The organism is Microbacterium sp. RU1D, from assembly GCF_900156435.1.
Taxonomy (GTDB): domain Bacteria; phylum Actinomycetota; class Actinomycetes; order Actinomycetales; family Microbacteriaceae; genus Microbacterium.
On record NZ_FTPQ01000003.1, the window covers coordinates 454,875 to 468,855 of the forward strand.

Annotated in this window: 17 protein-coding genes; 6 read left to right on the plus strand and 11 right to left on the minus strand. The window is 71.2% G+C overall.

Annotated features, from left to right (window positions below; all coding sequences use genetic code 11):
- Nucleotides 1-108: 108 nt before the first annotated feature.
- On the minus strand, nt 109-1,404 hold the full coding sequence (locus tag B0B15_RS14380; RefSeq protein ID WP_076677701.1) for a chloride channel protein: 1,296 nt from the start codon (nt 1,402-1,404) through the stop codon (nt 109-111).
- Nucleotides 1,405-1,459: 55 nt separating this feature from the next.
- On the opposite strand from B0B15_RS14380, the gene B0B15_RS14385 reads away from it, so the two are divergent.
- The 3 genes from B0B15_RS14385 to B0B15_RS14395 all read left to right on the plus strand — a co-directional run bounded on the left by B0B15_RS14385 (nt 1,460) and on the right by B0B15_RS14395 (nt 3,540).
- Nucleotides 1,460-1,783 carry a hypothetical protein gene (locus tag B0B15_RS14385; protein WP_076677225.1) on the plus strand — a complete coding sequence of 108 codons (324 nt, stop codon included), beginning with the start codon at nt 1,460-1,462 and terminating at the stop codon, nt 1,781-1,783.
- A 39-nt stretch (nt 1,784-1,822) separates the two neighbouring features.
- Entirely contained in the window at nt 1,823-3,022 is a 1,200-nt protein-coding gene (locus B0B15_RS14390; protein WP_076677228.1) for a pyridoxal phosphate-dependent aminotransferase, read from the plus strand.
- Between the two features lie 134 nt (nt 3,023-3,156).
- Nucleotides 3,157-3,540, plus strand: coding sequence for a PDDEXK family nuclease (locus B0B15_RS14395; protein WP_076677230.1), 384 nt, complete (start codon nt 3,157-3,159; stop codon nt 3,538-3,540).
- Nucleotides 3,541-3,611: 71 nt separating this feature from the next.
- On the opposite strand, the gene B0B15_RS14400 is transcribed toward B0B15_RS14395, so the two are convergent.
- The 4 genes from B0B15_RS14400 to B0B15_RS14415 all read right to left on the minus strand — a co-directional run bounded on the left by B0B15_RS14400 (nt 3,612) and on the right by B0B15_RS14415 (nt 6,581).
- Complete coding sequence (locus B0B15_RS14400) at nt 3,612-4,748, minus strand: UDP-N-acetylmuramate dehydrogenase (RefSeq protein WP_076677232.1); 1,137 nt, start codon at nt 4,746-4,748, stop codon at nt 3,612-3,614.
- On the minus strand, nt 4,748-5,152 hold the full coding sequence (locus tag B0B15_RS14405) for a MaoC/PaaZ C-terminal domain-containing protein (protein WP_076677234.1): 405 nt from the start codon (nt 5,150-5,152) through the stop codon (nt 4,748-4,750). The genes B0B15_RS14400 and B0B15_RS14405 overlap by 1 nt, the downstream gene beginning before the upstream one ends.
- Nucleotides 5,149-5,598: an FAS1-like dehydratase domain-containing protein gene (locus tag B0B15_RS14410; protein WP_076677236.1), complete on the minus strand. Its 450-nt coding sequence runs from the start codon at nt 5,596-5,598 to the stop codon at nt 5,149-5,151. The genes B0B15_RS14405 and B0B15_RS14410 overlap by 4 nt, the downstream gene beginning before the upstream one ends.
- Nucleotides 5,599-5,765: 167 nt before the next feature.
- Nucleotides 5,766-6,581: a sulfite exporter TauE/SafE family protein gene (locus B0B15_RS14415; protein ID WP_371113259.1), complete on the minus strand. Its 816-nt coding sequence runs from the start codon at nt 6,579-6,581 to the stop codon at nt 5,766-5,768.
- Between the two features lie 316 nt (nt 6,582-6,897).
- Between B0B15_RS14415 and B0B15_RS14420 the strand changes: the two genes are divergently transcribed.
- A complete protein-coding gene (locus tag B0B15_RS14420) occupies nt 6,898-7,533 on the plus strand; it encodes an NADPH-dependent F420 reductase (protein ID WP_076677707.1) in 636 nt (211 codons plus the stop codon).
- Between the two features lie 131 nt (nt 7,534-7,664).
- Here the strand turns inward: B0B15_RS14420 and B0B15_RS14425 are convergent, their stop codons facing one another.
- The 6 genes from B0B15_RS14425 to B0B15_RS14450 all read right to left on the minus strand — a co-directional run bounded on the left by B0B15_RS14425 (nt 7,665) and on the right by B0B15_RS14450 (nt 12,389).
- The gene (locus tag B0B15_RS14425) at nt 7,665-8,825 is read right to left on the minus strand and encodes a cystathionine gamma-synthase (RefSeq protein ID WP_076677238.1); all 1,161 of its coding nucleotides are present in this window, start codon (nt 8,823-8,825) and stop codon (nt 7,665-7,667) included.
- Entirely contained in the window at nt 8,822-9,826 is a 1,005-nt protein-coding gene (locus B0B15_RS14430; RefSeq protein WP_076677241.1) for a pyridoxal-phosphate dependent enzyme, read from the minus strand. Before B0B15_RS14430 ends, B0B15_RS14425 begins: the two co-directional genes overlap by 4 nt.
- A gap of 177 nt (nt 9,827-10,003) precedes the next feature.
- A complete protein-coding gene (locus B0B15_RS14435) occupies nt 10,004-10,852 on the minus strand; it encodes an SDR family oxidoreductase (protein WP_076677243.1) in 849 nt (282 codons plus the stop codon).
- A gap of 99 nt (nt 10,853-10,951) precedes the next feature.
- The gene (locus B0B15_RS16545) at nt 10,952-11,272 is read right to left on the minus strand and encodes a hypothetical protein (protein ID WP_076677245.1); all 321 of its coding nucleotides are present in this window, start codon (nt 11,270-11,272) and stop codon (nt 10,952-10,954) included.
- On the minus strand, nt 11,269-11,841 hold the full coding sequence (locus B0B15_RS14445) for an Asp23/Gls24 family envelope stress response protein (RefSeq protein ID WP_143016372.1): 573 nt from the start codon (nt 11,839-11,841) through the stop codon (nt 11,269-11,271). The genes B0B15_RS16545 and B0B15_RS14445 overlap by 4 nt, the downstream gene beginning before the upstream one ends.
- A gap of 5 nt (nt 11,842-11,846) precedes the next feature.
- Nucleotides 11,847-12,389 (minus strand): RNA polymerase sigma factor, encoded by a 543-nt coding sequence (locus B0B15_RS14450; RefSeq protein ID WP_076677250.1) that lies wholly within the window; start codon nt 12,387-12,389, stop codon nt 11,847-11,849.
- 120 nt (nt 12,390-12,509) lie between these two features.
- Between B0B15_RS14450 and B0B15_RS14455 the strand changes: the two genes are divergently transcribed.
- A complete protein-coding gene (locus B0B15_RS14455) occupies nt 12,510-12,839 on the plus strand; it encodes an Asp23/Gls24 family envelope stress response protein (protein WP_076677252.1) in 330 nt (109 codons plus the stop codon).
- Between the two features lie 295 nt (nt 12,840-13,134).
- Entirely contained in the window at nt 13,135-13,974 is an 840-nt protein-coding gene (locus B0B15_RS14460; protein ID WP_076677253.1) for an NAD-dependent epimerase/dehydratase family protein, read from the plus strand.
- Nucleotides 13,975-13,981 lie beyond the last annotated feature (7 nt).

Below are 13,981 nucleotides of genomic sequence, written 5' to 3' on the forward strand. Positions count from 1 at the left end.
CGCGGCCGGTGGCTCCCGCCATCGGGGACGCGCGCGAGTGCCGCTCGCCCGCCGCGCGTCAGCTGACGACTCGACCCCCGCGCGCCTCCCCCTGCCGCGGCCCCGCCGTCAGGGCCGCGCCGGGTCGATCGGCGCGAACGGGCGCAGGCTCTCGCGCGACGTGAGCTTGGACGCTGCGAGCGACCCCGCGACGGCGAGGAAGATCGGCAGCAGCAGGTCGAAGCCGGTGTTCGTGAACTCGATGATGAGGGCGATCGCGGTGAACGGAGCCCGCATGTTGGAGGCCAGGAACGCCGCCGCCGCGACGATCGCGAGCGCCGTGCCGTCGGCACCGGGCCACACGAACGCCCACCCGGCCGCCGCCGCGGCCCCGAGGGCCGCGCCGATCGCGACCGAGGGCTGCAGCGTGCCGCCGATCGCGCCCGATCCCAGCGACACTGCGGTCGCGACGTACTTGAGCACGGCGAGCGCGATGAGCAGCAGCGCGGGCTGCGACAGGTCGAAGCCGGCGGTGGCGAGGGCGCGCCCGTTGCCGAGGATGAGCGGGAAGGCCGCCCCGAGCGCGCCCACGGCGGTGAAGGTCACGGGCAGAGCGACGAGCAGCTTCCACCCCTCGGGACGGAAGCGGGCGAGCTTCTTCGTCACCGCGGCGAAGCTCGTCGCCCCCCACCCCATGAGCGGCCCGATGAGGATCGCGGCGACGATGAGCGACGCGTTCACCTCGACCGAGCCCACCGAGTAGAGCGAACCGTCTCCCACGAGCGGCCGTGCGACGAGGGTCGCGATGGTGCTGACCGTCAGCGCCACGACCGCCGCGCCCACGCTGAGCTGCGCGAGCAGGATCTCCACGGCGAAGAGGGCGCCCGCCAGCGGCACGTTGTAGACGGCGGCGAGACCCGCCCCCGCGGCCGAGGCGATGAGGATGCGGCACCACCGCGCGTCGAGGCCGAACCACCGCACGACCTTGGAGCTCGCCATCGCCGACAGCTCGCGGGGGGCGACCTCTTTGCCGATGGACGCCCCCATGGCGACCGAGCCCACCTGGATGACGGTGTCGGCGAGCGTCTCCCACCACGGCATCCGGGCTCCGTCGACGCCCTGCTCGACCGTGGCGAGCTTGCGCCCGAAGCGGCGCAGCAGGTACCAGCCGACGGCGGCGATCACGCCCGCGCCGCCGACCGTGACGATCGGCAGCCACCAGGTCCCGGGGTAGGCGAGGCCGTCGAGGAACGGCCCCTCCTCGTCGCCCCACACGAGGTGCTCGAGGCTGTGCACGATCCACACGAGCAGGAGCACCGCGAGACCCGTGGTCACGCCGACGATGAGGGTCGCGATCCCCAGTCGCGCGAGGGTCGCGAATCCGCGTCGACGGGAGCGCAGGGGCGTGGCGGTCTGAGCGGTCACCACGCCACGCTAATCGACCCGTGTTTCGTGTTCCGACCGACGGTAGCCTGACCGCATGACGCCCCCGCCGGTCGCCGTCCGCCGCCCCGCCGATGTGCTCGGCATCATCGCCGTGTGCGTGTCGGCCGTCGTGCTCCTGCCGACGATCGCGGTGTTCCTGGTCGGCCTCATCCCCGCGATGAACGCGATCTGGTGGCTGGGCATCGTGCTGCTCCCGCTCCTCGTGCTCGACGCCGTCGTCGTCCTCCTGCTCGCCGTGGTCGGTCTGATCGTCGCCGCACGCCGTGCGGGTCGGCGGGAGTGGTCGATCGCGGCGCTGGTGCTCGGCATCCTGATGCTCGTCCCGGCGGCGCTGGTGTGGGGTCCCTGGCCGTCATGACCCTGGGGGCCGAAGCGCGGAAACACTAGGCTCTGACTCGTGACTTCCCGCGCCCCGCTCTCCCGCAAGCTCTCCGCCATCGCCGAGTCCGCGACCCTGAAGGTCGACGCGAAGGCCAAGGCCCTCCAGGCCGCCGGCCGTCCCGTCATCTCGTACGCGGCCGGCGAGCCCGACTTCGCGACCCCGTCGTTCATCGTGGATGCCGCGGCGAAGGCGCTGCAGGATCGCAAGAACTACCGCTACACCCCCGCCGCCGGCCTGCCGGTGCTGCGCGAGGCGATCGCCGCCAAGACGCTGCGCGACTCGGGCCTGGAGGTCTCGCCCTCGCAGGTCATCGTGACAAACGGCGGCAAGCAGTCGGTGTACCAGGCGTTCCAGACCGTGGTGAACCCCGGCGACGAGGTGCTGCTGCCCGCGCCGTACTGGACCACGTACCCCGAGGCCATCGCCCTCGCCGACGGCACGCCCGTCGAGGTGTTCGCCGGGGCCGACCAGGACTACAAGGTCACGGTCGCCCAGCTCGAGGCCGCGCGCACCGAGAAGACCACCGTGCTGGTGTTCGTGTCGCCGTCGAACCCGACCGGCTCGGTCTACACCGCCGAGGAGACCGCCGAGATCGGCCGGTGGGCGCTCGAGCACGGCATCTGGGTCATCACCGACGAGATCTACCAGAACCTCACCTACGAGGGCGTGCGCGCCGTCTCGATCGTCGAGGCCGTGCCCGAGCTCGCCGAGCAGACCATCCTCGTCAACGGCGTCGCGAAGACCTACGCCATGACCGGATGGCGCGTGGGCTGGATGGTGGGCCCGGCGGATGCCATGAAGCTCGCCGGCAACCTCCAGTCGCACCTGACGAGCAACGTCAACAACGTCGCGCAGATCGCCGCCGCCGAGGCCCTCACCGGACCGCAGGACGAGGCCGAGCAGTTCCGCCTCGCCTTCGACCGCCGCCGGCAGCTGATCGTCTCGGAGCTGTCGAAGATCGACGGCGTGCAGGTGCCCAACCCGCTCGGCGCGTTCTACGTGTACCCCGACGTGCAGGGCCTGCTGAACCGCTCGTGGGGCGGCGTCACGCCGACCACCTCGCTCGAGCTCGCCGACCTGATCCTCGAGCAGGCCGAGGTGGCCGTGGTCCCCGGCGAGGCGTTCGGCCCGAGCGGCTACCTGCGGCTGTCGTACGCCCTCGGCGACGACCAGCTCCTCGAGGGCGTGCAGCGCCTGCAGCGCCTGTTCGGCTGAGCCCGGCGCGAGTCGCCAGATTTCGTCGCCTTCGAGCCCTCCGGAGCGACAACTTCTGGCAACTCGCGCGTATCCGGCGAGGCGGCTGGGGATAAGTCCGCGTCGGGATGCGGGCTGTGGGGCAAGATCGACGGATGCCGGCGCACGCGCGACCTGAAGGACCCACTGCCGCGTTCACCGTCGCCGAGGCCGCGGCGCACGGGCTCACACCGAGCGCGTTGCGCTCGAAGACGTGGTCGGCCCCCACCACGGCATCCCGACCAGTCGCGACGCGTCGGACCGAGAACGCCGGGCCGCACTCCTCCGCACGGGTGGATCTCCTCTATCGGTTCGCGCGGCAGATCATCGAATACGACGGTGATCACCATCGCGATCCGGACCAATGGAGCCGCGACCGGGTGCGCCGCGCAGAGCTGGAACCCCTCGGATACCGCACGACGATCGTGACGCGCCGAGATTTCGACGACCCGACGATGCTCAGTGCGCGCATCCGACGTTTGCTCGCCGCATCCGCGTGAGATGCCAAACCTTGTCGCTTCGGAGGACGTTCAGGCGACAGATTCTGGCGACTCGCGCGGAAGGGGACGGGCTACAACTCGACGTTCACCAGCACCGGCTCGGGCTGCAGCAGCAGACCGAACTCGGACTGCACGCGCTGCTGCACGAAACGGGCGAGCTGGGCGATCTCGGCAGCCGTCGCCTCGCCGCGGTTGGTCAGGGCCAGCGTGTGCTTGGTCGAGAGGCCGGCGCGCGAGCGCGGGAAGCGGAACCCGCGCGACAGCCCGGCGTTCTCGATCAGCCACGCGGCGCTCACCTTGACCTGGCGGTTCTCGACCGGCGGCGGGGGCAGGATGCCGTCGAACGCGGCGAGCGGGATCACTGTCACCGCATCGAGGGCCGGTCCCATCGGCCACTTCGGGCACGCCTCGGGGAGGGTGCGCGCGAACGCCTCGGAGACGATGGCGTTCTGGAAGAACGAACCGGCGCTCCAGGTGTCGGGGTCTTCGGCGTCGAGGACCATGCCCTTGCGAGCGCGCGTGGCGAGGACGTGGTCGCGGATCCATCGCAGCGACACGGCCTGGTCGGCTTCGAGTCCGAGGGCGCCGCGCAGCTGCTCCCCCGCGATCGGCCGCTCGTCGGTGCCGACGCGCTCGAGTTCGAGGGTGACCGACAGGATGACAGCGGAGCGCTCGGGCACCGAGCCGTAGTGCTGCTTGAGCACCGAGGTGCGGAAGCCCAGGCCCAACTCGGGCGCCGGGACGGTCGACACCTCGCCGGTGGCCTCGTCGATCACCTCGACCTCGACGAGCGTCTGGACGATCTCCTGCCCGTACGCGCCGACGTTCTGCACGGGCGCCGCGCCGACGGTGCCCGGGATGCCGGACATCGCCTCGATGCCGGCGTACCCCCGTGCGACCGTCTCGGCGACGAGGGCGTCCCAGTCGTGCCCTGCCTGCACCCGCAGCCGGACGGTCTCGGAACGCGAGCCGGGGAGTTCCTCGATGCCGGACGTGCGCACGCGGATGACCGTACCGTCGAACGGCTCGTCGCCGACGAACAGGTTGGATCCGCCGCCGAGCACGAACCACGGCTCGCCGACGGACCATGCCTCGCGCAGAGCCGAGATCAGCTCGTCGGCGGTGTGCGCCTCGACGAGACGGGCGGGTTCGCCGCCGGTGCGCAGCGTGGTGAGCTGCGACAGCGGGACCGGAGCGACCTCGGGCATCAGTGCAGCCGCACCCGCACCTGGGCCTTGCCGAGGACGGTGGTCTCGGCGAACGTCACGGTGAGGTCGATACGCGCGATGTCGTCATCGACCGCTCCGACCTTCGCGCTCACGTGCAGGTCGGCCCCGGTCTCGGGGTCGACGACGACCGGGCGTGTGAAGCGCACGCCGTACTCGGCGATGCGTCCGCTGTCGCCCAGCGCCTCGGCGAGCGTGCCGACGGCGATGCCCATCGTGAGCATGCCGTGCGCGAGGACGCCCGGGAGGCCGACGGCCGCCGCGACATCGTCGCGGTAGTGGATGGGGTTGAAGTCTCCCGACGCCCCCGCGTAGCGCACGAGCGACTCGCGCGTGAGATGCACGGAACGCTCGGCGACGACCTCGCCCACGGTGAACGCGCTCATGCGCCGGCCTCCCCCGCGAGCAGGACGCTCGTCGTCGTCACGACGTGGGCGCCGGTGGCATCCACGATCTCCGCTTCGCTGGTGATCATCGCGTTGCCGCCCATCGACCGGATGCCGGTGACCGACAGCGTCGCGACCAGCTCGTCGCCTGCGACGATCGGGCGGGTGTAGCGGAAACGCTGTTCCGCGTGCACGAGCCTGGACAGCTCGATGCCGGACTCGGGGTCGCCCAGCAGCTGCTGGAGCGTGAGATCCTGCACCACCATCGCGAAGGTCGGCGGGGCCACGACGTCGTCGTAGCCGAGGGCGCGCGCGGCTTCGGGGTCGGAATGCTGCGGGGCGTCGGCGAAGACGGCGCGGGCGAACTCGCGCACCTTTTCTCGACCGACGAGGTACGGCGCGGTCGGCGGGAAGACTCGGCCGACCAGTTCGGGGTTCACGGGCACCGGATCAGTCTACCGACGGGTGGTCGCGCCCTCCCGGCCCGGCCGCGCTCCCGGCGCGGACGCGCTCCTCATCGCCCGCGAGCGACGGCGCACCGCGACGCCCACCGCCGGCGCGCGACGGCGGTTCTCAGACGCTCACCGCCCGTGGCCGGCGGGGTGTCGGACGCTCAGCGCTGGTGGCGACCGCGCACGGCCTTGACGGCGATCTGCGAGGCGATGAAGACGAGGAAGACCGAGAACAGCACGTTGGCGACGAACGGATCGACGGCCTTTGCGATCTGCGCACCCAGAGCGGTCGTGGCGCAGGCGGCCACGCCGACGCACGCCGCCGCGACGAGATCGACGTTCTTGCGGCGGAGGTTGCCGACCGTTCCCGACACGGCCGTGGGGATCATCATCAGCAGCGAGGTGCCCTTGGCGACGAGGTCACTCGTGCCGAACAGCAGCAGGAGCGCGGGCACCACGATGATGCCACCGCCGACCCCGAGCAGCCCCGCCAGGATGCCGGTGATCACGCCGAGCACCGCGAGTCCCGGACCGGTGATCCAGGTGAGCACGAGATCGGCGTCGCGCGAGGGGATGACGAAGTACAGACTCACGATGACCGCGACGAGGAAGGCCACGAACGCCCACCGCAGCGCCGTCTGCGACAGCTTCGGCAGCAGCCACGTGCCGATCTGCGCCCCGCCGACGGCGCCCGCGGCGAGGATCAGCGCGGGCAGCCACGCGACATGGCCGTCGACGGCGTAGGTGATGACCCCGACGGATGCCGTGGGCACGATCGCCGCGAGCGAGGTGCCGGCCGCGAGACGCTGATCGAAGCCCAGCAGCAGCACGAGCAGCGGGACGATGACCGTGCCGCCCCCGACCCCGAACAGGCCCGACATCAGACCCGCGAGCAGTCCGACCCCGACGCAGACGAGGAAGAGGCGGGCGGTGCGGGGCGGACGGCCGATCACGGCCGGGGTGTTCTCGGGGGGCACGGGCTCCAGTCTCCCACCCTCCCCGCCCCTGCCGACCGCTCGGAGACCGCGGCCGCCGGGAAAAAGAAAGCGGCCCCCGGTGGTCCGAAGCCGCGTCCACCGGGGGCCGTCGCCCTCACAGGTCCAGCAGGACGGTGACCCGAACACCGGACTGCGACCACTCGCGTGAGGGTGCGACAGAAATGACGATAGACACCCCACTCCCCGCGGCCGCACCGGTTGACACTGATATCTAGAACTGCTAATTATTTAGCCGACTGATCTCTCGGTACCGCTCCCGGGAATGGCCCCGCCCCTCGTGCTGTTGGCGTCGTGCATGACAACCGTAGGAATCATCGGCGCAGGAAACATCGGTTCGGCTCTCGCGCAGGGCTTCGCGGATCACGGATACGACGTGGTCATCGCCAACTCGCGCGGCCCCGAGACCCTCGGCGACCTGGTCGCCTCGGTCGGAGAGCGCGCTCGCGCCGCGACCGCTCAGGAAGCCGCGGAAGCCGGTGACATCGTGGTGGTGACCGTGCCGCTCAAGGCCATCGGCGCCATCCCCGTCGCCCCCCTCACCGGCAAGACCGTGCTGGACACGAACAACTACTACTTCGAGCGCGACGGCCACATCGCCGACCTCGACGACAAGAAGACGACCACCTCGCAGATGCTGCAGGAGCATCTCCCCGAGTCGGTCGTCGTCAAGGCGTTCAACCACATCCCCGCCGCCGACATCCTCACGGACGGCTCACCCGCGGGCGCCGACGACCGCCGCGCCCTGGCCACCTCGAGCCACTCCGACGAGGCCGTCGCCCTCGTCACCCGCATCTACGACGAGTTCGGCTTCGACACCGTCAACGTCGGACCCCTCAGCGAGAGCTGGCGCGTCGAGCGCGATCAGCCCGCGTACGTCGTGCGCCAGACCCGCGCCGAGCTCGAGCAGAACCTGGCTCGCGCCGAGCGCTGACCCTCCCCCTCTCCCGCGTGAGGTGCCGATTTCTGTCGCTTCGGGGCAGCCGTAGGCGACAGAAATTGGCGCCTCACGCGGAAAGACGAACCCGGCGCCCGCATTTGCGGGTCGCCGGGTTCGCCGTTCGGTCAGAGGGCGGCGAGAGCCTGATCGACGTCGGCGACGAGGTCGTCGACCGACTCGATGCCGACCGACAGGCGCACGATCGTCTCGGGCACCGCGAGCTCGGTCCCGCGCACGGACGCGTGGGTCATGGCATCCGGGTAGTTGACCAGCGACTCGACGCCGCCGAGCGACTCGGCGAGGGTGAACAGGCGCGTCGACTCCGCGAAGCGGCGGGCGGCGGCGCCGTCGGCGAGCTCGAGCGAGACGATGCCGCCGAAGCCGCTCATCTGCCGTGCGGCCAGCTCGTGGCCGGGGTGCGACGGAAGACCGGGGTAGTAGACCTGCGCGACGCGGTCGTGCGCGAGCAGGTGGTCGGCGACGGCCTGCGCGTTCGAGCTGTGCCGCTGCATCCGCACGGCGAGGGTCTTGATGCCGCGCGTGGTCAGGTACGCGTCGAACGGACCCGACACCGCGCCCGCGGCGAACTGCAGGAACTGGACCTTCTCAGCGAGGTCGGCGTCGGCGAACGCGAGGGCGCCGCCCACCACGTCGCTGTGGCCGCCGAGGTATTTCGTCGCCGAGTGCACGACGACGTCGGCACCGAGCGAGAGCGGACGCTGCAGGGCGGGCGAAGCGAAGGTGTTGTCGACGACGACGAGGGCGCCGGCGTCGTGCCCGAGTCGGGCGAGACCGGCGATATCGGTGATGCGCAGCATGGGGTTGCTGGGCGTCTCGACCCAGACCATCTTCGGCGCGCGCTCCGCGATGGCGGATGCCACGGCATCCAGGTCGCTCATGTCGACCACGCGCAGCTTCACGCCCCAGGGACCGAGGACGCGGGCGAGGAGGCGATAGGTGCCGCCATAGACGTCGTTGCCGAGCAGCACCTCGTCGCCGGGGACGAGCGCGGCCCGCAGCAGGGCGTCCTCGCCGGCGAGACCCGACGCGAACGACAGCGCACGAGCGCCGCCCTCGAGTGCGGCGATCTGCGTCTCGAGCGCCGTGCGCGTGGGGTTGCCGCTGCGGCCGTACTCGTAGCCGCCGCGGAGTCCGCCGATGCCGTCCTGCGCGTAGGTCGTCGAGACGTGGATGGGCGGGATGACCGCGCCGGTCGTCTCGTCGGGGGCCTGGCCCGCGTGGACGGCGAGGCTGTCGAAGCCGCGGGCGGCGTCGTGGGTGCTCATGCGGAGTGCTCCTGGGTGCTCGGGGGGATGACGGATGCCACGGGTGCAACGTCGTAGCCCCGCTGGATCATCCAGTCGTCGTCGAAGATCTTGCTGAGGTAGCCGCGACCGTGGTCGGGCAGCACCACGACCACCACCGCGTCGGCGGGGAGGTCGCGCGCCACGCGCAGCGCACCCACGACGGCCATACCGCTCGAGCCGCCGACGAGCAGCCCCTCCTCGCGGGCGAGGCGGCGGGTCATCGCGAACGACTCGGCGTCGGAGACGCGCTCGTAGGCGTCGACGAGCGTGGGGTCGAACGCCGGCGGCCAGAAGTCCTCGCCGACGCCCTCGACGTCGTAACCGTGGATGTCGTCGCCCGAGTAGATCGAACCGACGGGGTCGACGCCGATGATCCGCACGGCGGAGCCCGCGACCTCGCGGAGGTATCGGCCGGTGCCGCTGATCGTGCCGCCCGTGCCGACGCCCGCGACGAAGTGCGTCAGCTGCCCGTCGGTGTCGCGCCAGATCTCTGGACCGGTGGTCTCGTAATGGCTGCGCGGGCCGTTCGGGTTGGCGTACTGGTTGGGCTTGAACGCACCCGGGATCTCGCGCACCAGGCGATCGGACACGCTGTAGTACGAGTCCGGATCGTCGGGCTCGACGTTCGTGGGTGTGACCACGACCTCGGCCCCGTAGGCGCGAAGCACCGCGCGTTTGTCCTCCGCGACCTTGTCGGGGACGACGAAGACGCAGCGATAGCCGCGCTGCTGGGCGACGAGCGCGAGACCGACACCGGTGTTGCCGCTGGTGGGCTCGACGATCACTCCGCCCGGCTGCAGCAGACCGTCGCGCTCGGCGGCATCCACGATGTTCGCGGCGATGCGGTCCTTGGCCGAGCCGCCGGGGTTGAAGTACTCGATCTTCGCGAGCACCGTGGCGGCGATGCCGCCGGTGACGCGGGTGAGACGGACGAGGGGGGTGTTGCCGACGAGGTCGGCGACGCTCTGGGCGTAACGCACGATGGCATCCTGAGGGGTCGGGTGCGCCCGGGTGGACGCGGCTGACGGGGTCGTCGAAAGAGAACGCGGGGGCGTTCAGCGACAACAGCGACAGGTCAGCACGCGGTCAGCATACCCGAACCGGGAGGAAGCCGTGACGCCGGCCCGCACCCGGCGGGATCGACCGAGCGGCCGGACTCACGCGACCGCGCCGAGGAACTCCTCGAAACTCTGCGCGGGACGACCCGTGACGCGCTCGACGTCGGCGGACACCGCCGCGAGGTCGCCGCTCGCGATGGCGGTGTACGTGCTCACCCACGCGTCGACCTGCCACCGGGGCGCGCCGAACGCCGCGCGCGATGCGTAGGCCTCATCGACGGTCTCGTCGAGGAAGCGCACGGGATGCCCCCGCACCGCCGAGATCTTCTCGGCCACCTCCGCCATGGTCAACGCCTCGGGGCCGGTCAGGTCGTACGCGACGCCGGCGTGGGCGGCCGGATCGCGCAGCACCGCGACGGCCGTGGCCGCGACGTCGGAGCGCGAGACGAGGGAGCAGCGCCCCTCGCCCGCGGGGCCGCGAATGACCCCGTCGTCGCCGGCGAAGAGCTCCATCATGTCCATGTAGAAGTTGTCGCGCAGAAAGGTGAAGTCCATGCCCGACGCGCGGATGATGTCCTCGGTCGCGGCGTGGTCGCGCCCCAGCGTGAAGACCGCGTCGGGAGCGGCGGCGAGGAACGACGTGTAGACGATCGAGCGCACTCCGGCCGCGGCCGCGGCCTCGACGAACGTGCGGTGGTGCTCCACGCGGTCGGCGGTCTCGGATGCCGAGACCATGAGCAGCGTCTCGACTCCCTTGAGCGCCGCGCGGGCGGCATCCGCGTCGGAATACCGCGCCACATGCACTTCCGCGGCGTCCAGACGCGGCGCCCGCGAGGCATCGCGCACGAGAAGACGCTGGGGGATGCCGCGGGCGGCGAGGTCGCGGGCGACGCGGCCTCCCACGGCGCCGGTGGATCCGGTGACGGCGATGACGGGCGGCGTGGACATACGGCCTCCGGGGCGTGTGAGCGGTGCCTCCAGCGTATTCCGCCTCGCACACCCAGGGCCGGGAAACGCCTCAGTGATGGACGTTAGTCCAGCGAGTGCTCAGGTCGCCGGCGCGACGAGGCGGGCCACGCGCACGCGGACCGTCGCCGGTTCGTCGTCGATGCCCGCGCCGCGAGCGGCGACAGCCACCGCCTTCGCGACGGCGGCGCTGTCGTCGTCGGCCGAGACCCCGATGCACACCGTGATGGCACGGGCGCCCGGCGCGTCGTCCACGGCGGACAGCGATCCCTCGACGTCGGTGACGTGCTCGAAGGCACGGGCGACGACCGGACGCGCGGAGTAGCACTCACGCACGCCCTCGACCGCGGTGACGGCCAGGTCGATGCGCGGTGCCAACTCGGCTGCGGTGATGCGGGTCATTCGTCTTCCCCCTCGTCGAGATGCACGTCGCCGACGGTGACGTCGACGCGGCCCACCTTCAGGTCGCCGTGGCGCTCGATCGCCGAACGGATGCCGTCGCGCATCTCGTCGACGGCGGCGTTCATCGCGCGCCCGAAGCGCACGCTCACCGTGACGCGCACGTCGAGCGGCGCGTCGGGTTCGGGCTGGTTCAACCGCACGCGCCCGACGAGCACGCCTTCGATCCCGTCGCCCACCGTGCGGATGAGCTCGTAGAGCGCACCCTCGGTTACCACGATCTCGGTGCCGTCCTCGGTGCGTGCCAGGGGGATGTCACGTCCGGAGCGGAACTCGCGCATCACCTCCCGCATGATGCTGTCGTACCAGGAGTCGGCGAGAGGCTCCACCGCCTGCTCCTCGACGATCTCGCGGGACAGGCGCCCCATGCGCTCCATCGAGGCGAGGATCGCCTGGCACTCGGCATTGCGCTCGATCGCGGGGATGCGCGGGGTGCGTCCGCGGTCGAGATAGGCGGAGAGGTCTTCCAGCGAGTAGCCGGAGCCGCCGATGTCGTCGTCGATCTCGCTCATTCCGGTCACCTCCACTCCTGCATGCGTTCCAACACGGTCTTGCGCGCCCGGGCCAGGCGGCCGCGGACGGTCGCGGCCGACTCCCCCACCTCGACGGCGATCTCGTCGTAGCTGTGCCCGCCGATCTCGCGCAGCACCCAGACCACGCGCTGTTCCTCGGGCATCTCCGCGAGCACCTTCTTCAGCGCGTCCATCTGCGACGACGCCACGGCCGAACGCTCCGGATCGTCGGCCGCCGAGACCATCTCCTCGTCGATCTGATCGGAGATCTTCCGCAAGCGGAGCCGGTCCGTCGCCTTGCGCGACACGATGGTCGTCAGCCAGCTTCGCACCTTCTCGGGGTCGGTGAGATCGGGGAGGCGCCGCCACGCCGTGATCAAGGCCTCCTGCACGCAGTCGTCGGCGTCCGCACGCGACCCGGTGAGGCGCGTGGCGAAGGCGACGAGGAACGGCGCATGACGCCGCACCAGGACACCGAACGCCATCTGGTCGCCGTCGGCCGCGCGCGACGCGAGGAACGCGTCGGTCGCGGTGGACAAAGAGGGCATCGTGGTTCCTGTCAGCGGATTTCAGCCCCGGGTCCTGACGTTTCACGAACCGGGTTCGTCCACATAGCGAAACACCCCGCACCGTCCAGGGACGGGGATCTTGACGAAAGGACGCTCCTCATGGCACAGAACTCCTCCCTCTCCGCCGATGCCCGCACCGGCGGCGGCACGACCGTCATCGTCGACCCGGTGGTAGCCAAGGTCGCCGGCATCGCCGCGGCCGAGGTCCCCGGCGTCCACGCCCTCGGTGGCGGTGCCGCGCGTGTGATCGGCAACATCCGCCAGGCAGTGGGCGCCCAGGACTACGCCCAGGGCGTGAGCGTCGAGGTCGGCGAGACCGAGGTCGCGGCCGACATCGCGATCCAGGTCGACTACCCCGAGCGCATCGAGCGCGTCGCGGACGACGTCCGCTCGGCCGTGCCCGCGCGATCACCGAGATCGTCGGCATGACGGCCGTCGAGATCAACGTGACCGTGGTCGACGTCTACATCCCCGGCGACGACGACGAGCAGGAGGAGGAGCGTCCACTGACGTTATGTCCCGGGCCCGCGAGCACGATGCTCGCGGGCCTTTCTCCTGCCCGGCGCCGCGGCCCAGCTGCCCGCACGGCGGCACCGCCCGGCGGGACGGATCAGCATGGCTGCGCGGCGGAGCAGGCCGGCCGACGGCCGACGTCAAGCGACGCCCCGATGTCGGACCCCACCGCTATCGTCGGCCACACCCCTCCCCACACCCCAGGAGTTCCATGCGCATCGCCCTCACCGGCTCGTCCGGCAAACTCGGCACCGTCGTCGCCCGCGAACTGCGCGCGGCCGGACACGACGTGATCGGTCTCGACGTCCGCGGCGAGCGCGGACCCGGCTTCGTCCAGGTCGATCTCACCGACTACGGACAGGTCATCGACGCCCTCGCCGGCGTGAATGATCAGCACGAGGGCGTCGACGCGCTCGTGCACCTGGGCGCGATCCCCGCCCCCGGCATCCGCTCCGACGTCGCCACCTTCCACAACAACATGACGAGCACGTTCAACGTGTTCTGGGCGGCCGTGCGGCTCGGCATCCGGAAGATCGTCTACGCCTCGAGCGAGACGGTGCTGGGCCTGCCCTTCGACGTGCCGCCGCCCTACATCCCCGTCGACGAGGAGTACGCGCCGCGACCGGAGTCGGTCTACTCGCTCGTCAAGACGCTCGAGGAGCGCATGGCCGTCGAGCTCGTGCGCTGGAACCCCGACGTGTCGGTCACGGCGCTGCGCTTCTCGAACGTCATGGTGCCCGCGGACTACGCCGAATTCCCCTTCGACTCCGACGCCCGCACCCGCAAGTGGAACCTCTGGGGCTACATCGACGCCCGCGACGGCGCCCAGGCGATCGAGCGTGCCCTCCAGGTCGCCCCGGCGGGATTCGAGACGTTCATCATCGCCGCGGCCGACACCGTCATGACGCGCCCGAACGCCGAGCTCGTCGCGGAGGTGTTCCCGGGAGTCGAGACGCGCGAGCTGGGCGAGAACACGACCCTGCTCTCGATCGACAAGGCCCGCCGACTGCTCGGTTACGACCCGCAGCACTCCTGGCGCGACGGGCGCTGACCCGCGG

Coding starts and splice junctions, on each gene's coding strand:
- B0B15_RS14385 (WP_076677225.1), top strand. CDS start 1,460: ATGACGCCCCCGCCGGTCGCCGTCCGCCGCCCCGCCGATGTGCTCGGC.
- B0B15_RS14395 (WP_076677230.1), top strand. CDS start 3,157: ATGCCGGCGCACGCGCGACCTGAAGGACCCACTGCCGCGTTCACCGTC.
- B0B15_RS14400 (WP_076677232.1), bottom strand. CDS start 4,748: ATGCCCGAGGTCGCTCCGGTCCCGCTGTCGCAGCTCACCACGCTGCGC.
- B0B15_RS14405 (WP_076677234.1), bottom strand. CDS start 5,152: ATGAGCGCGTTCACCGTGGGCGAGGTCGTCGCCGAGCGTTCCGTGCAT.
- B0B15_RS14420 (WP_076677707.1), top strand. CDS start 6,898: ATGACAACCGTAGGAATCATCGGCGCAGGAAACATCGGTTCGGCTCTC.
- B0B15_RS14425 (WP_076677238.1), bottom strand. CDS start 8,825: ATGAGCACCCACGACGCCGCCCGCGGCTTCGACAGCCTCGCCGTCCAC.
- B0B15_RS14435 (WP_076677243.1), bottom strand. CDS start 10,852: ATGTCCACGCCGCCCGTCATCGCCGTCACCGGATCCACCGGCGCCGTG.
- B0B15_RS16545 (WP_076677245.1), bottom strand. CDS start 11,272: ATGACCCGCATCACCGCAGCCGAGTTGGCACCGCGCATCGACCTGGCC.
- B0B15_RS14445 (WP_143016372.1), bottom strand. CDS start 11,841: ATGAGCGAGATCGACGACGACATCGGCGGCTCCGGCTACTCGCTGGAA.
- B0B15_RS14450 (WP_076677250.1), bottom strand. CDS start 12,389: ATGCCCTCTTTGTCCACCGCGACCGACGCGTTCCTCGCGTCGCGCGCG.
- B0B15_RS14455 (WP_076677252.1), top strand. CDS start 12,510: ATGGCACAGAACTCCTCCCTCTCCGCCGATGCCCGCACCGGCGGCGGC.
- B0B15_RS14460 (WP_076677253.1), top strand. CDS start 13,135: ATGCGCATCGCCCTCACCGGCTCGTCCGGCAAACTCGGCACCGTCGTC.